This is a genomic window from Arthrobacter cupressi (assembly GCF_900099975.1).
Classification (GTDB): domain Bacteria; phylum Actinomycetota; class Actinomycetes; order Actinomycetales; family Micrococcaceae; genus Arthrobacter; species Arthrobacter cupressi.
In genome coordinates, this window is sequence record NZ_FNEI01000013.1 from 1 (window position 1) to 16,003 (window position 16,003).

General features: G+C 67.7%; 12 protein-coding genes and 1 tRNA gene. 10 read left to right on the forward strand and 3 right to left on the reverse strand.

The window, feature by feature from the left end:
- Positions 1 to 180 precede the first annotated feature (180 nt).
- Positions 181 to 2,340, reverse strand: a complete 2,160-nt coding sequence (locus BLP88_RS14255; protein WP_074590393.1) for a RecQ family ATP-dependent DNA helicase — start codon at positions 2,338 to 2,340, stop codon at positions 181 to 183.
- A 139-nt stretch (positions 2,341 to 2,479) separates the two neighbouring features.
- Here BLP88_RS14255 and BLP88_RS14260 point away from each other — a divergent pair, with 139 nt between their 5' ends.
- The 4 genes from BLP88_RS14260 to BLP88_RS14275 all read left to right on the forward strand — a co-directional run bounded on the left by BLP88_RS14260 (position 2,480) and on the right by BLP88_RS14275 (position 6,179).
- Positions 2,480 to 3,898, forward strand: coding sequence for a phosphomannomutase/phosphoglucomutase (locus tag BLP88_RS14260; RefSeq protein WP_074590237.1), 1,419 nt, complete (start codon positions 2,480 to 2,482; stop codon positions 3,896 to 3,898).
- Positions 3,899 to 3,913: 15 nt separating this feature from the next.
- A complete protein-coding gene (locus tag BLP88_RS14265) occupies positions 3,914 to 4,381 on the forward strand; it encodes a hypothetical protein (RefSeq protein WP_074590239.1) in 468 nt (155 codons plus the stop codon).
- 42 nt (positions 4,382 to 4,423) lie between these two features.
- Entirely contained in the window at positions 4,424 to 4,894 is a 471-nt protein-coding gene (locus BLP88_RS14270) for an RrF2 family transcriptional regulator (RefSeq protein ID WP_074590241.1), read from the forward strand.
- A 127-nt stretch (positions 4,895 to 5,021) separates the two neighbouring features.
- On the forward strand, positions 5,022 to 6,179 hold the full coding sequence (locus tag BLP88_RS14275) for a globin domain-containing protein (protein WP_074590243.1): 1,158 nt from the start codon (positions 5,022 to 5,024) through the stop codon (positions 6,177 to 6,179).
- 156 nt (positions 6,180 to 6,335) lie between these two features.
- Here BLP88_RS14275 and BLP88_RS14280 read toward each other — a convergent pair whose 3' ends face one another.
- Positions 6,336 to 8,162 carry a phosphoenolpyruvate carboxykinase (GTP) gene (locus tag BLP88_RS14280; protein WP_074590245.1) on the reverse strand — a complete coding sequence of 609 codons (1,827 nt, stop codon included), beginning with the start codon at positions 8,160 to 8,162 and terminating at the stop codon, positions 6,336 to 6,338.
- A 296-nt stretch (positions 8,163 to 8,458) separates the two neighbouring features.
- On the opposite strand from BLP88_RS14280, the gene BLP88_RS14285 reads away from it, so the two are divergent.
- A tRNA-Arg gene (locus tag BLP88_RS14285) sits at positions 8,459 to 8,532 on the forward strand.
- A 302-nt stretch (positions 8,533 to 8,834) separates the two neighbouring features.
- On the forward strand, positions 8,835 to 10,013 hold the full coding sequence (locus BLP88_RS14290; RefSeq protein WP_074590395.1) for an amidohydrolase: 1,179 nt from the start codon (positions 8,835 to 8,837) through the stop codon (positions 10,011 to 10,013).
- An 83-nt stretch (positions 10,014 to 10,096) separates the two neighbouring features.
- Here the strand turns inward: BLP88_RS14290 and BLP88_RS14295 are convergent, their stop codons facing one another.
- Positions 10,097 to 10,813, reverse strand: coding sequence for a FadR/GntR family transcriptional regulator (locus BLP88_RS14295; RefSeq protein WP_074590247.1), 717 nt, complete (start codon positions 10,811 to 10,813; stop codon positions 10,097 to 10,099).
- Positions 10,814 to 11,023: 210 nt separating this feature from the next.
- Here BLP88_RS14295 and BLP88_RS14300 point away from each other — a divergent pair, with 210 nt between their 5' ends.
- The 4 genes from BLP88_RS14300 to BLP88_RS14315 all read left to right on the forward strand — a co-directional run bounded on the left by BLP88_RS14300 (position 11,024) and on the right by BLP88_RS14315 (position 15,935).
- Positions 11,024 to 12,493 carry a dihydrolipoyl dehydrogenase family protein gene (locus BLP88_RS14300; protein WP_074590249.1) on the forward strand — a complete coding sequence of 490 codons (1,470 nt, stop codon included), beginning with the start codon at positions 11,024 to 11,026 and terminating at the stop codon, positions 12,491 to 12,493.
- Positions 12,494 to 12,562: 69 nt separating this feature from the next.
- Positions 12,563 to 13,279 carry an ABC transporter ATP-binding protein gene (locus BLP88_RS14305; RefSeq protein WP_084111246.1) on the forward strand — a complete coding sequence of 239 codons (717 nt, stop codon included), beginning with the start codon at positions 12,563 to 12,565 and terminating at the stop codon, positions 13,277 to 13,279.
- On the forward strand, positions 13,276 to 15,312 hold the full coding sequence (locus BLP88_RS14310; RefSeq protein ID WP_074590251.1) for a YhgE/Pip family protein: 2,037 nt from the start codon (positions 13,276 to 13,278) through the stop codon (positions 15,310 to 15,312). Before BLP88_RS14305 ends, BLP88_RS14310 begins: the two co-directional genes overlap by 4 nt.
- A complete protein-coding gene (locus tag BLP88_RS14315) occupies positions 15,309 to 15,935 on the forward strand; it encodes a TetR/AcrR family transcriptional regulator (protein ID WP_074590252.1) in 627 nt (208 codons plus the stop codon). The genes BLP88_RS14310 and BLP88_RS14315 overlap by 4 nt, the downstream gene beginning before the upstream one ends.
- Positions 15,936 to 16,003 lie beyond the last annotated feature (68 nt).

The following is a 16,003-nucleotide window of genomic DNA, read 5'->3' on the forward strand; positions in this document are numbered from 1 at the left end:
AGACCGTCAACGATGTCCCGCCACAGCAGTCAACTATCACCCGTCAACGATGTCCCGCCACAGGTGTAAACGATGTCCTGAAATCACACACCCCCGTCTCCGCGTTTGGCCCCGGTCCTTGACCGGGGCCTTTTGCGTACTCGGGGCGGTATGCCCGCCCCGGTCAGCCAGCCTGGAGAGTCATCCCGCCTGGGCCAGCACGAGGGGCAGTACCGCGCCCGCTCCGGCCTGCCTGAGGGCGCGTCCGGCAACCGTCACGCTCCACCGGCTGTCCACCAGGTCATCGACCAGCAGGATGCTCCGACCGGCGAGCGGGCTCAGCGCCTCCCCCAGTTCCGGGCCCACCACCAAGCGGTCCCAGACGCCGGCAAGCCGGTAGGCGCTGTTACCTCCCCGGCCACCGGCCGGTCCGCCATGCTGAAGCTGGAGTGAACCGAGGTAGGGCATCCGTCCGATGCCGGCAATGCCCCGGGCCAGAGAGTCCACAAGCGACGGCTTGCCGCGCGAGGGCACACTGACCACGGCCGCCGGGCGCTCCTGCCCGCTCCAGGCGCCTTGCCCGGCAGTCCCGGTGGCCCACTCCTTGAGCACCTGGACACAGGCCTGCAGCATGGCCGGATCCACTTCGCGGTCCGCGGTGCCCGCAGCGAACAGTTCCCGCAAGGCACCGCCCCAGCCAAGGTCGCTCAGGCGGGCCAGTGCACGTCCCTCCGCTATGGCCTCTTCCGCCTTGATCCGGCCCTTCACAGGCACGCCCAGGCGGTCCATGCCGCTGGGCCACTGGAGGCGGGGTTCGACGGCGACGCCAACGCGGCTCAGGGTGCGGCTGGCTGCGTCGGAGGCCTCGGCTGCGATATCGGAGGGGAACCAGCGCCCGGCACAGTTGTCGCACCGCCCGCACGGGCGGGCGGACTCGTCGTCGAGGACGGCGGTGATGTACTCCATCCGGCAGCCCGCGGTGTCCTCGTAGATGATCATGGAGTCCTGCTCGTCGACCCGCGCCTCGGCAATCCGGGCGTAGCGTTCGGCGTCGTAGAACCAAGGCTGTCCCGTGGAGCGCCAGCCGCCGCCCACCCGTTCCACGGCACCGTCCACGGAGAGGACCTTCAGGAGCAGCTCAAGGGGCGTGCGGCGCAGATCGACCCGGGCCTCAAGGGCCACAGTGGACAGCGCCGCCCCGGCTTCGCCGAGCACCTGCAGCACGGCCGAGGCCTTCTCCTCCGAAGGCATGGAGGCGGTAGCGAAGTACTGCCAGATCTCCCTGTCCTCCTGGCCGGGAAGGAGCAGGACGTCCGCATTGGCTGCGCCTCGGCCGGCACGGCCGACCTGCTGGTAGTACGCCACCGGGGACGATGGCGCGCCCAGGTGGATCACGAAGCCGAGGTCCGGCTTGTCGAACCCCATGCCCAGCGCCGAGGTGGCAACCAGTGCCTTGACCCGGTTGTCCTTGAGCAGTTGTTCGGCCCGTTCACGGTCTGCCGGATCCGTGCGTCCGGTGTAAGCAAGGACTTCGTGGCCGGCCTCGGCCAGCAGCCGTGCAGTGTCCTCGGCCGCGGAAACGGTCAGGGCGTAGATGATGCCGCTGCCGGGCAGGTCCGATAGGTGCGTCAGCAACCAGCCGAGCCGGTCCCGCGAATTGGCCAGGTTGAGTACGCCGAGCCGCAGCGATTCACGCCCCAGCGAACCGCGGATGGTGAGCACCCCTGCGCCGAGCTGCTCCTCGATGTCGTGGACTACGCGGGAATTCGCCGTGGCCGTGGTGGCAAGCACCGGCACGGTGCCCGGCAACCGGCCGATCAGGTCCGCGATGCGCCGGTAGTCGGGGCGGAAATCGTGACCCCAGTCGGAGATGCAGTGCGCTTCATCGATCACCAGCAGGCCGGTGCGGCGGATCAGTTCCGGCAGTTGGTTCTCCCGGAACGCGGGGTTGGTGAGGCGTTCGGGCGAGACCAGCAACACATCGACTTCATCGGCGGCGAGCTGCGCATGCACGGCGTCCCACTCCAACTGGTTGGCGGAGTTGATCGCCACCGCCCGGACCCCGGCGCGGGCAGCAGCAGCCACCTGGTCCCGCATCAGGGCCAGCAGGGGCGACACGATGAGGGTGGGCCCGCTCCCCCGACGCCGCAGCAGCAGCGAGGACACGAAATAGACGGCCGACTTCCCCCACCCGGTGCGCTGGACCACCAGGGCGCGGCGGCCGGCGTCGACAAGCGCCTCGATGGCTTCGTACTGGCCGTCATGGAAATCAGCCGCCGGATTCCCGACAAGCTCGCGGAGGACCGCCAGGGCTTCCTGGCGGGTGTGGGTGACTTCTGCGGTGCGTGGCTCCTGGGACATGGTTTCAGTATTCCAGCCGCCCATGACAGCCATGGGCCGGGTGCCTGGCTATGTGGAAAAGCCATCCTTTTCCCGGAGCCTGTCCACATAAGCGGCCTCCGTGGGTAAGGGACACGCGGCCCACAGTAGGATTGAGCCCGTGACTAGCGAGCAGAACAACACTTTCGACCTCTCGGCTTCCTTTAAGGCCTACGACGTCCGGGGCATCGTCGGAGAGACCATCACGGCGGAAATCGTGCGGGCCGTCGGCGCCGCTTTTGTCGACACCCTTGGCCTTGCCGGCCAAACCGTCCTGGTCGGCGGAGACATGCGCCCCTCCTCGCCCGAGTTCATCAAGGCGTTCGCCGACGGCGCCGCCCGCCGCGGTGCGGACGTCCAGCTCCTGGACCTGATCTCCACCGACGAGCTCTACTACGCCTGCGGTGCGTTGAACGCCGCCGGGGCCACCTTCACCGCAAGCCACAATCCGGCCCAGTACAACGGCATCAAGATGGCCAAGGCCGGGGCCCAGCCGATCTCCTCGGAAACCGGCCTGAAGGAGATCCAGGCCCTCGCCGAGCAGTACCTGAACGAAGGTGCCATCCCTGAAGGCGGGACCCCGGGCACCATTGCCGTCCGCGATGTCCTGAAGGACTACTCGGCATACCTGCGCCAACTGGTAGACCTCAGCGGATCCCGCCCGCTCAAGGTTGTGGTCGACGCCGGCAACGGCATGGCCGGCCTGACCACCCCCGCCGTCCTCGGCGATGCCCTGCTCCCGGCGCTGCCGTTCGAGATCGTCCCGCTGTACTTCGAACTGGACGGTTCCTTCCCGAACCACCCCGCGAACCCGCTGGAGCCGGAGAACCTGCGCGACCTGCAGGCCGCCGTCGTCGAGCATGGTGCGGACATCGGCCTGGCATTCGACGGCGATGCCGACCGCTGCTTCGTGGTGGACGAAAAGGGTCAGCCGGTTTCGCCGTCGGCCATTACTGGCATGGTGGCGCGCCGTGAAATCGCGCGGGCAAAGGCCGCAGGCGAGGAAGCCCCGGTCATCATCCACAACCTGCTGACTTCCAAGGCCGTCCCGGAACTCATCGAGGAGGACGGCGGACGCCCGGTGCGCACCCGTGTGGGCCACTCCTTCATCAAGGCCGTCATGGCCGAGGAAGGTGCGGTCTTCGGCGGTGAACACTCCGCGCACTTCTACTTCCGCGATTTCTGGAACGCCGACACCGGCATGCTCGCCGCGATGCACGTCCTGGCGGCCCTGGGCGAGCAGGACGGCCCGCTGTCAGAACTCGGCCGGCAGTACGAGCCCTATGTTTCCTCCGGTGAGATCAACTCCGAAATCGAGGACAAGGCGGGCGCGATCGAACGCGTCCGCGCCGACTTCGAGGGCGAAGACATCGAGATCGACCACATGGACGGGAGCACGTTCAGCGCCAAGGACGGCAGCTGGTGGTTCAACCTGCGCCCGTCCAACACGGAGCCCTTCCTGCGCCTGAACGCCGAGGCCAAGGACGCCGAAACCATGCACGCGGTCCGTGACCGCGTGCTGGCAATCGTCCGCGCCTAAGGAAGAAGCAGCACTGTGCCTGACACCACCTCACCCAGCCCCGTTCCGCAGGAACCGGCCCAGCAGGAAACCGCCTCCCGCGAGCTCCGCGAAGTCCTGGGCGCCGCCCTCGGCACCGCACAGGAGCACATGGAACAGAACGGCGGATTCCTGCCGTTCGGCGTCACCCTGGCCGAGGACGGCGAGTTGCGGCTCGTGATGATCTCGCCCGGCGAGCCGGACGCCGAAGGAAACATCGACGCCGAGGCGATGCTCAGCGACGTCATCGAACTGCTCCGCCAGGGCCGGGAGGGGTACAAGGCAGTGGCGTTCGCCAGCGATGTCACCCTTCCCGAGCACGGCACGGACGGAATCCACGCCGCCGCCGAGCACCGCGGCGGCGGTCTGATGGCCGCCGTCGTGCCCTATGACGTCACGGCAGAAGGCTTCCGTTTCCGTCCGCTTGAGGCGGACGGCCACGAAGCGACGGTCTGGGCGGACTAGGCCCGTGCCCGCCATCTCCGACCACCCGCCTAAGCTGAAGACATGAAAATCAACGCGTTCGCCGACGTGAGCCTCCGCGCCGTCATGGTGCTGGCGGCCGCTCCGGAGGGCGCGCTGCTGACCACCCAGGCGGTGGCGGACGCCGTCGGAACCCCGTACAACCACGTCAGCAAGGCCTTGGCCAAGCTGCGCGAGCTGGGGCTGATCGCCGTCGAACGGGGCAGGAACGGCGGTTCCCAGCTAACCGCTTCCGGGCGCCGGGCAACGGTGGGCCAGTTGCTGCGCCAGCTCGACAGCAGGCAGGATCCGGCTGAATGCCAGTCGGCCAACGGCGACTGCCCGCTCATTACCGAATGCGCCCTGCGGCACGCCATGGGGCGGGCCCGCGAGGCCTTTTACCGCGAACTCGACCCCGTGGTGATCTCCTCCCTCCCCCACGCCCGGCAGATGGCTCCCGTTTTCCGATCCATCGGCCTGCGGCCGGATTTCCCGGTGCCCACGCCCGGCCGCTGACGCAGCCGCGACACCGATTTGCGCTTCTTTTCTACAAGGAGTAGAAATTGAGGCATTAATACTCGTATTTCAAATATGAGTATTGGCCGCCCGGACGACCCGTCCGGCCCTACCCGCGGGAGAACCCATGCTTTCCAAAAAGTCGCGTCCTGTCATCGAAGCCACCCTTCCCTTGGTCGGGTCAAGGATCGGCGAAATCACCGCCGACTTCTACAAGCGCCTTTTCGCGGCACACCCGGAACTCCTGGACGGGCTCTTCAGCCGCTCCAACCAGCGCTCCGGCGAACAGCAGCGTGCCCTTGCCGGAAGCATCGCAGCCTTCGCCACGCACCTGGTCAACAACCCGGGCACGCTCCCTGAGGCCGTCCTGTCACGGATCGCCCACAAGCACGCCTCCCTGGGAATCAAGGAAGAGCAGTACGGCGTGGTCTACGAGCACCTCTTCGCGGCCATCGGCGCGGACCTGGCCGACGTCATCACCCCGGAAATCGCCGAGGCCTGGACCGAGGTCTACTGGCTCATGGCGGACGCGCTCATCAAGATCGAAAAGGGACTCTACGCGGCGCAGGCCAACGACCGGATGTGGACGCCTTGGCGCGTGACCGCCAAGTCCCCGGCCGGCGCGGACGCGCTGACCTTCACCCTTGAGCCCGCGGACGACACCCCCGTCACCGCCGCACGTCCGGGCCAGTACATCAGCGTCAAGGTCCAACTCCCGGACGGGCTGCACCAGGTCCGCCAGTACTCGCTCTCGGCGGACGCAGGAACCAGCCGGACTTTCACCACCAAGCTCAACGACGGCGGGGAGGTCTCCACCGCGCTGCACAACGGCGTCAAGCCCGGCGATGTCCTCGAGATTTCGAATCCCTACGGTGAAATCACGCTCAGGGACGGCGACGGACCGGTGATCCTTGCCTCGGCGGGCATCGGCTGCACCCCCACCGCATCCATCCTCCGCTCCCTCGCGGCGGCCGGTACCAACCGGGACGTCCTGGTGCTGCACGCGGAACGGTCGATGGACAGCTGGGCGCTGAGCGGGCAGATGACCGCGGACGCCGCGAAGATCGACGCCGAACTGCAGCTCTGGCTTGAGCAGCCCCAGCACGGGGCGAAGCCGGGACTCATGTCCCTGCGCGATGTCGAACTCCCCGCGGACGCGTCCCTGTACCTCTGCGGGCCCCTGCCGTTCATGAAGAAAATCCGCGACGAAGCCGTCGACGCCGGCATCCCGGCAACCCGCATCCATTACGAAGTGTTCGGCCCGGACGTCTGGCTCGCCAACTGACGTTAGCGCGCTGCGCTTAACGCACGACGGCGGTCCGTCACCTTTCCCGTATAAAAGGTGACGGACCGCCGTCATCATAAGTGGTCTAGCCCAACTGTGGGCCCACGCTGCCGAGGGGCCCCAATCGAGTTTGCGAGATTGGGAAGGCAGCGGGGACTAGGCCAACCGGCTCTTCAGCCCGTCCAGTTCGGCCTGCAGGGCCGCGGGGAGGGACTCGCCGAACTTCGCGAACCACTCCTCGATGGAGGCCAGCTCGGTCTCCCATTCGGCGGCGTCCACGCGTACGGCCGCTTCGACCTCGGCCGGCGTCATGTCCAGGCCTTCGAGGTCGATCGACTCGCCGGTCGGAACGAAACCGATGGGGGTCTCGACGGCGTCGGCCTTGCCTTCCAGCCGCTCGATGGCCCACTTGAGCACACGGGCGTTGTCACCGAAGCCGGGCCAGGCGAAGCCGCCTTCGGCCGTGCGGCGGAACCAGTTCACCAGGAAGATCTTCGGCAGGCGCTCCGGATTGGCCTTGGCGGACAGGTTGACCCAGTGGTTCAGGTAGTCGCCTGCGTCGTAGCCAATGAACGGCAGCATGGCCATGGGGTCGCGGCGTACAACACCGACGGCACCGGCGGCAGCAGCCGTGGTCTCGGAGGACAGGGTGGAGCCCATGAAGATGCCGTTGGACCAGTCGCGGGCCTCGGTGACCAGCGGGATGGTGGTCTTGCGGCGGCCGCCGAACAGGATGGCGGACAGTTCCACACCCTCGGGACTGAAGTACTCTTCGGCCAGCATGTCGATCTGGTCGATCGGCGTGCAGAAGCGGGAGTTCGGGTGGGCAGCGGGGGTTCCGGACTCAGGGGTCCAGGAGTTGCCCTGCCAGTCGGTCAGGTGCGCCGGGGTTTCCTCCGTCATGCCTTCCCACCACACGCCGCCATCGTCGGTCAGCGCCACGTTGGTGAAGATGCTGTTGCCCTTGGCAATGGCGCGCATGGCGTTCGGGTTGGTGCCCCAGCCGGTGCCCGGTGCAACACCGAACAGGCCCGCTTCAGGGTTGACGGCGCGGAGTTCGCCTTCCTTGCCGAAGCGCATCCAGGTGATGTCGTCGCCGAGGGTTTCGACCTTCCAGCCCTTGATCGTGGGATCAAGCAGCGCGAGGTTGGTCTTACCGCAAGCAGACGGGAACGCAGCCGAGACGTAGTAGGTCTTCTGCTCCGGCGAGGTGAGCTTGAGGATGAGCATGTGCTCGGCCAGCCAGCCCTCATCGCGGGCCATGACCGAGGCGATGCGCAGTGCGTAGCACTTCTTGCCCAGGAGGGCGTTGCCGCCGTAGCCGGAACCGAAGGACCAGATGGAGCGCTCTTCGGGGAAGTGCACGATCCACTTTTCCGGGTTGCACGGCCACGCCACGTCGGCCTGGCCGGCCTCGAGCGGGGCACCCAGGGAGTGCAGGGCCGGAACGAAGAAGGCGTCGGTCTCGGTGATGCGGTTAAGCACGTCGGTACCGATGCGGGCCATGATGCGCATCGAGGCCACCACGTAGGCAGAGTCGGTGATCTCGACGCCGAACTTGGGGTCCTCGGCATCCAGGTGGCCCATGACGAACGGGATGACGTACATGGTGCGGCCGCGCATGGAGCCGGCGAACAGTCCGCGCAGCTTCTGCTTCATCTCGGCCGGGGCCATCCAGTTGTTGGTGAAGCCGGCGTCGCGCTCATTCTCGGAGCAGATGAAGGTCTGCTCTTCGACGCGGGCAACGTCTGCCGGATCGGAGAACGCCGCGAAGGAGTTCGGGAAGGTCTGCGGGTTCAGCGGCTTCAGCGTGCCGGCCGCGACGAGTTCATCGGTGAGGGCCTTGTTTTCGGCCTCGCTGCCGTCCACCCAGTGGATGCGGTCAGGCTGGGTAAGTTCAGCTACTTCCTCAACCCAGGCCAGCAGGCGTGCGTGCGTGGTGGGTGCCTTCTCAAGCAGCGGCAGTCGCGCCAAGTCGCCCATTGCGGTTCCCTTCGTCGGGGTCAGTGGTGTGTCCTAAATGCTAGGTCTCGCGGAGTAGACCATTTCGGCCTAGGACGTGGGATCTCATGGGCTTCCCGGAGCAAAACCGCGGAAAATCAACGATTGTGACCCAAAAACCGGCCGTTTTAGTGAGCAAGGTCACATAGACCGGTATAGTTGCCTAGATTACAGGCCTTCGATTTGGCGGATGGGCGGATCTCGCGTAAAGTTTATTGAGGTTCGGGGGGCGAGCGAAAAAGCGAAGCCCAACGGACCACGGTGTGAAAGCACAGAATGCGCCCATAGCTCAGCTGGATAGAGCGTCTGTCTACGGAACAGAAGGTCAGGGGTTCGAATCCCTTTGGGCGCACAATCAAGGCCCGTACCGCTTCGGCGGTGCGGGCCTTTTTCGTTGTCTTTTTTCGTCATAGATCCCGACGGCGGCCCGGACTCCGCAAACGCGTCACCGCTCCTGAATACGGTGGAAGCCGGCGGCCGCTGAGCGGCATCACGCACCGACGCAGACAGAAACGAGGCCTGGCCATGCCCGAGAAACTCTCCCAGCGCGCGACACCACCCGCGACGCCACCCGGAACCCGTCCCGGTTCCCTCTCCGGGGACGCGCTCGGCGCCGGACTCAGCGGGCAGCTCAGCGACGAGCTCCGGGGCCGGATGCACAGCATGTACAAGCACCTGCATGCCAATCCCGAACTGTCCATGCAGGAACACGCCACCGCCCGCTTCATCGCGGAGCGCCTCGACGCCCTCGGCATCGGCAACTTCCCCTGCGGCGGCACCGGCGTGGTGGGGGTGCTGCGTAACGGCGAGGGCCCGGTCGTCGGCTTCCGGGCGGACACGGACGGCCTGCCGATCCTCGAAGACACGGGTCTCGACTACGCCAGCACGGCCCGAGGCGTGCTGGCCGACGGCACCGGAGTGCCCGTGATGCACGGCTGCGGGCACGACACCCACGTCACCACGCTGCTGACCGCCGCCGAACTGCTGGCCGGCGCCACGGAGTCATGGCGCGGCACCATCGTCTTCATCTTCCAGCCGGGCGAAGAAACCGCCGCCGGCGCGCAGGCCATGGTCGAGGACGGAATATGGGACAAGGCTCCGCAGCCGGAAATCATCTTCGGCCAGCACGTCATGGGCAACGAGGCCGGCACCATCAACATCAGCGTCGGCAACGCGATGGCGATGGCTGATTCCTTGAAGGTCACCGTCTTCGGCCGGCAGTCCCATGGTTCACAACCCCAGGTGGCCATCGACCCCATCGTCCTCGGCGCCCAGATGGTGCTGCGCCTCCAGACGATCGTGTCCCGGGAGATCCACCCACTGAAGGCCGCGGTGGTCACTGTCGGCACCTTCCACGCCGGCCTCAAGGAAAACATCATCCCGGCCACCGCCGAGTTCACCCTGAACATCCGCACCCTGGAGCCGGACGTCCGCGCCCAGGTGCTGGCCGCCGTCCGCAGGATCATCCTGGCCGAGGCAGAGGCCTCCGGGGCGCCGCAGCCGGAAATCACTGAGCTCTACACCTTCCCGCGCAACTACAACGAGCCTGCCGACACCGAGGAACTCATCACGGCCTTCCGGGCGGCACTGGGTGAGGATCGGGTGGCCGTGGTGGAGCCGATGATGGGCAGCGAGGACTTCGGCGCCTTCGCCGAGGCGATCGGGGTGCCCTCCGTGTACTGGATGTTCGGCGGCATGAGCCGGGAAGTGCTCGACTCCGGCCTGCCAGTGCCGATGAACCATTCGCCGTTCTTCGCCCCGGTGATCGAACCGACGCTGAGCACCGGCGTGCAGGCCGCCCTGGCAGCGATCCTGTCCAAACTCGGAAAGTAGTACGACGGCGGGTGCCCGGCCCGGGTGCCTGCCGGCCGGCGTCGGGCAGGCAGGAGGCCGGGCGGGCAGGCAGGCGGGCGGGCTTAGCGGCCGGCCACGAGCGCGGTAATCCTTCCCCGCAGCTCCTCGAAACGGGAGGCGAGCAGCCCGGCAGCAGCGGCGGCGTCCCCCGCGGCGACGGCGTCGTAGATCTTCCGGTGCAGCGCGGCCACAGCTGCGGCATCGTCCGTGGCGGGACCTGCCTCCAGCTGGATCCTGCGATGGACCTTCCCGAAAACGCCGAGCAATTGCTGCAGCAGCTCGTTGCCGAGGGGTTCGAACAGGCGGCGGTGGAATTCGGCGTCGGCCGCGGCGGAGTGTTCGCCCGCCTGGGCCAGCTGCTCCAGGTGTTCGACGGCTTCGGCCAGCCGCTCCAGGTGGCCGGGCGTGGCCGCGGCGACCGCGGCCGGCAGGAGTCCCGTTTCCAGTGCCTGCCGAATGCCGAGAAGCTGCAGGGCGTCCTCGCCGTTCTGGCGCAGAGACAGCCGGCCGCGGAACACCAGACCGTCCGCGAAGGCGTCGAAGTTGCTGGGCGCCACGAACATGCCGAAGCCGTGGCGGATCTCGATCACGCCCATCGCCTGCAGGACCTTGAGCGATTCCCGGAGCGTGTTCCGGCCCACGCCGAGGGAGGCGGCGAGCTCGTTCTCGGTGGGCAGGGGGTCACCGGCTTCGAGTTCCCGTTCGAGGATCAGGTCCATGATGTCCGATTGCAGGGCCCTGAGCCGGGTCTGTGCGCCGTACCGTGCCTGCCGAACCATGCCCGATTCCACCCTTGCTCCCCTCGCAGTCCGGACGTCGTTCGGGCGGTCTGCGGGTGCGGGGTCCGGACCGGTCCGGTGACGGTGTTGAAGCGAGCTTAGTGCGCTGGACCCGCCCAGCTCAAGACAATATCGGATGTCCCATCTCCGCCCGGAAAACAGCCCGTGGCCCCGGATACCGCGGAGAAAGGAGAGGCGTAGGCTTCTCTCATGACTGAGGAGCGCTCCCGGGAATTCGACGTCATCGTGATCGGTGCCGGAGCCGCCGGCGAAAACGTCGCCGATCGCGTCATCCGGGGAGGCCTCACCGCAGCGATCGTCGAGTCCGAGCTTGTGGGCGGGGAATGCTCCTACTGGGCCTGCATCCCGTCAAAGGCCCTGCTCCGTCCGGGCACCGCGCTGCACGGTGCTCAGTCCGTGCCCGGCGCTGCCGATTCCGTCACGAAGGTCCTGGACCCGGCGCCCGTGCTGAAGTACCGGGACTACTTCACCAACCGGTGGCAGGACGACGGCGGCGTCCAGTGGCTCTCCGACACCGGGATCGAACTGGTGCGCGGCGTCGCCCGCATCACCGGTCCGCGCGAGGTCCAGGTGGACGGGGTGGACGGCAACAGCTACGCGCTCAAGGCGCGGCACGCCGTCGTCATCGCCACCGGCTCAACCCCCGTCATCCCGGACATTCCCGGGCTCCGCTCGGCCCCGTACTGGACAACACGCGGCGCCACCTCGGCCCGCGAAGTCCCCGAACGCTTTGTGGTGCTGGGTGGCGGGGTTGCCGGGGTGGAACTCGCGCAGGCCTTTGCCCGGCTGGGATCGCAGGTCTCGATGGTGGCCCGCGGCCGGCTGCTCAGCGCCTTCCCGGAAGAGGCGGCGGAGCTGGTGGCCGCCGGGCTGCGGGCCGACGGCGTCACCCTCCACACGGGCACTGCGGTCCTCAGCGTCCGCACCAACGACCAGTCCTTCTCCGTCACCCTCGACGACGGCAAGGTCCTGGACGCCGACAAGCTCCTGGTGGCGACCGGCCGCAGGCCGTCCCTGGACAACCTGGGGCTGGAGAGCGTGGGACTCGTGGAAGCGGAGGACGAGGACGGCCCGCCGGCGGTGCGCCTCAGCACCGACTCCACCGGCCTCGTGGAAGGCGCCGCGAGCGACGGAACCAGCGGACTGTGGCTGTACGCCGCGGGCGATGCCGCGGGGACACCGCTGCTGACCCACCAGGGGAAATACAGTGCGCGGGCGACCGGCGACGCGATTGTTGCCCGCTCCGAAGGGAAGCTGCACCGCGCGCCGAAGCCCTGGAGCCAGGTCACCAGCACTGCCAACGAACACGCGGTGCCCAGCGTCGTCTTCACCGACCCCGAAGTGGCCAGCGTGGGCCTGAACGTGGCGCAGGCACAGGAGCGCGGACTGCGGGCCGGCACGGTTGAACTGCCCATCAACGTCTCGGGCTCGCAGCTATACGCGGAGAACTACAAAGGGTGGGCGCAGTTGGTGGTGGATGAGGACAGACGGGTGCTGCTCGGCGCCACCTTCGCAGGGCCCGGGGTGGCGGAGCTCCTGCACGGGGCCACGATCGCGATCGTGGGCGAGGTGCCCCTGGAGCGGCTGTGGCATGCGGTGCCGTCCTTTCCCACCCTCAGCGAAGTGTGGTTGCGGCTCCTGGAAAAATACGGCATGTGAGCTCTATTTGAACTGACCAGTCAGTTCAAATAGACTGGTGGTGACATCAGGCTCTCGAAAGGTCCATCGGTGCTCACCGCACAGGAACTCCAGATCAACGGCCGCCGCGCCGACCTCCTGCCGCCCACCTCCCTCGAAATCCGCCGCGGCGGCCTGCTGCTTGCCAGCGGGGACGGGCAGGAGCAGCGCACCGCCCTCGCCCTCGCACTCAGCGGCCGGATGAAGCCGGGAAGCGGCATCCTCCGCTGGGACGGCAGCTCCAAGACCAAGCGGATCCGCTCGGCGAGCGCACTGCTCGACTCCCCCGGCGTCAACGAGCCCGAACAACACCTCAGCGTGCGGGACCTTGTCACCGAGGACCTCGCCCTCATCCCGCGCCGGTACCGCGGCGCCCTGCTCAGCAAGCCCTGGCTGAAGGTGAACAGCTTCGAGGACATCGCCGAGCTGTGGATCGAGCAGCTCCCTGCGCAGCGGCGCCTCGAACTGCTGACCTCCCTCGCACTGGCGGATCCCGGAGTCGACCTCCTGGTCCTCGACTCCCCCGACCGGCACAGCGCCGACCCCGCGGACTGGCTCCCCCGCCTTGAGCAACTGGCGCACGACGCCGGGCGGTCGCTCGCCGTCGTCGCGGTCGTTTCCGCCCTCCCGGACGGCTGGGACGGTCCTTCCGCGGTGATCGGGAACGCCGTCCCGGAGCCGGCCGAGGAGACCGCCGGCGACGAGCCGGCGCCTGTCCCCGCCGACGTCCCCACCTCCACCGATTCCCTGCAAAGGACCGCAAAGTGACTGTTCTGCGGCTGGCCCGCTCCGAACTCAAACGCATGACCGGCGGGCTGCTGCCCAAGCTGACCATCCTCGCCCTGACCATGGTCCCGCTGCTCTACGGCGCCGTGTACCTGTACGCGAACTGGGACCCCTACGGCAACTTGGACAAGATCGATGCCGCCCTGGTGGTGCAGGACGCCGGCGCCACTTCTTCCGACGGCACCGAGTTGCAGGCGGGCCGCAAAGTGGCCGGCTCGCTGGTGGAAGGCCATGTCTTCAACTGGCAGCAGGTGGCCACGGCCGAGGAAGCCGACGCCGGGGTGCAGAGCGGAAAGTACGCCTTCGCGTTGAAGATCCCCCGGGAATTCTCGGCCAACCTCGTCTCGCCGGGCAGTTTCGACGCCGCCAACCAGGCCATGCTCAACGTCACCACGAACGACGCCAACAACTACCTGCTGAGCACCATCGTGGACAAGCTCACCACCGCCGTGCATTCCACCGTGGCCAAGGAGGTGGGCGTGGAGACTGCTAACCAGCTCCTCACCGGCTTCGGGACCATCCATGCCCAGGTGGTGAAGGCCGCGGACGGCGCGGACACCCTGGCGGACGGGGTCGGGAAGCTCAGCACCGGGGCCACCTCGCTGCATGACGGCACGGGTCAGCTGCGCAGCGGAGCGGGCGAGCTCGTCGCCGGGCAGACCAAGCTGCGCGACGGCGCGAACCAGCTCAACACCGGCGCCGGCCAGCTCAGCGCGGGCCTGACCGAACTCAGGAACAAGACCGCCACCTTGCCGGCGGATTCGCAGAACCTCGCGAACGGCGCTGCCCAGGTGGCCGCCGGAAACGCCGAGCTGAACGCCAAGGTGCAGGACGTCGTCGGGCAGCTGGAAGCGTTCGACGCCGGGGCACGGGACCGCGTGATCGCCGCCAACGCGCGGCTCATGGAAGCCGGGATCATCGACCAGGAACAGGCGGACCAGATCCTTGCCGATTACGACGCCACGGCAAGCTCCGCACCGATCACCGACGCGAAGGCAAAGATCGCCGCCGATGCCGCGAAGATCCAGCAGCTCTCCGATGGTTCGGCCGCCGTGAGCGCCGGCGCTGCGAAGCTTGCCGGGGCAACCCCGGCCCTGACCGGGGCGATCGGGCAGGCCTCGGACGGGGCCGGCCAACTCAGCTCCGGCGCCGCCACCCTGGCGGCCGGCCAGCAGACCGCGCTGGACGGGGCCGCCGCCCTGGCCGGCGGTGCCGCGAAACTCGACGACGGCGCGGCCCAGCTCGACGCCGGCGCCGCCAATGCCGCCGACGGATCGCGCACCCTCGCGAGCGAACTGGTGAAGGGCGCGGGCAAGATCCCGAACCCGAACGATACCCAGAAGAACGACGTCTCCGAGGTGATAGCCGATCCCGTGGCCGTCAGCAACGTCTCGCAGGCCAAGGCCGGGTCCTACGGCGCAGGCCTCGCGCCGTTCTTCCTGACGCTCGCCCTCTGGATCGGGGTGTTCATGCTGGTGCAGGCCATGCGGCCCATTACCCAGCGCGCCCTGGCATCGAACGCGCCGTCCTGGAAGATCGCCGTCGGCGGCTGGCTGCCCTTCTTCGCGGTCTCCGTGCTGCAGGCAAGTATCCTGACCCTCGTGGTGAACCTCGGGCTCGGGCTGAACCCGGCGCACCCGGTGCTGATGTGGCTGTTCATGCTGGCCGCCGCGATGGCGTTCAGTGCGATTATCCAAGGCATCGTGGCCCTGCTCGGCACGCCCGGCAAGTTCGTGGTGCTGATCCTGCTGGTGCTGCAGCTGGTGTCCTCCGGCGGTACCTTCCCCTGGCAGACCACCCCGGAACCGCTGCACGTGGTGCACCAGATCATGCCGATGGGCTACGTGGTGAACGGCATGCGGCACCTGGTGTACGGCGGGGACCTGTCCATGATCTGGCCCACCGTGCTCGGCCTCCTCGGTTACACCCTGCTGGGCGCTGCCCTCTCCACGCTGGCCGTGCGCAAGCACAAGTACTGGACCCTGAAGACCCTCAAGCCGGAGATCGCGGTATGAGCACCGGCCATGACGGTGCGGGCGAGGGCAAGCGGCTGCGCCCGGAACGGACCAACGCCACCAAGCAGCGCTTGTTCGAAGCATCGATGGAACTGATCGGCGAACGCGGCGCGGCAGGGGTCACGGTGGACGAGATCGCGGCTGCCGCCGGGGTCTCGAAGGGCACGGTCTATTACAACTTCGGCAGCAAGTCGGACCTCATCGCCCAACTGCTGCGCCACGGGGTGGACATCATGCTGGCCCGACTGCAAGGCATCGCTGCCCCGGATGCCGATCCCCTGGACGCCATGGAGGCAATGCTGGGCCAGGCCATGGACTTCATGGACGACTACCCGTCCTTCGCCCGGCTGTGGGTCAGCGAAAACTGGAAGACCCCGAACGAATGGGGCCCGCTGTTCGCGGAGCTGCGGGCCGAACTGATCGCCGTGATCGGCGCGGCGCTAGAAAACGTGGCACGCAGCTACCCCGTGGACACGCGTGTGGCGCGCGGCAGCCTGGAGGCGGCAATGTTCGGCGCGATCTTCGTGGTGGGCCTGGACCGGCAGACCTACAACCCCGAACGCAGCAAGGAACAAAGCGTGGCCGCGGTGATGACCCTGATGCGCGGCTACGTGCTGCGATAACGGTACGCAACTGCAACCTGGCGGGGTGTGGCGGGAGCGGCCGGGCGGGCATCCGTTCAAGGATGATG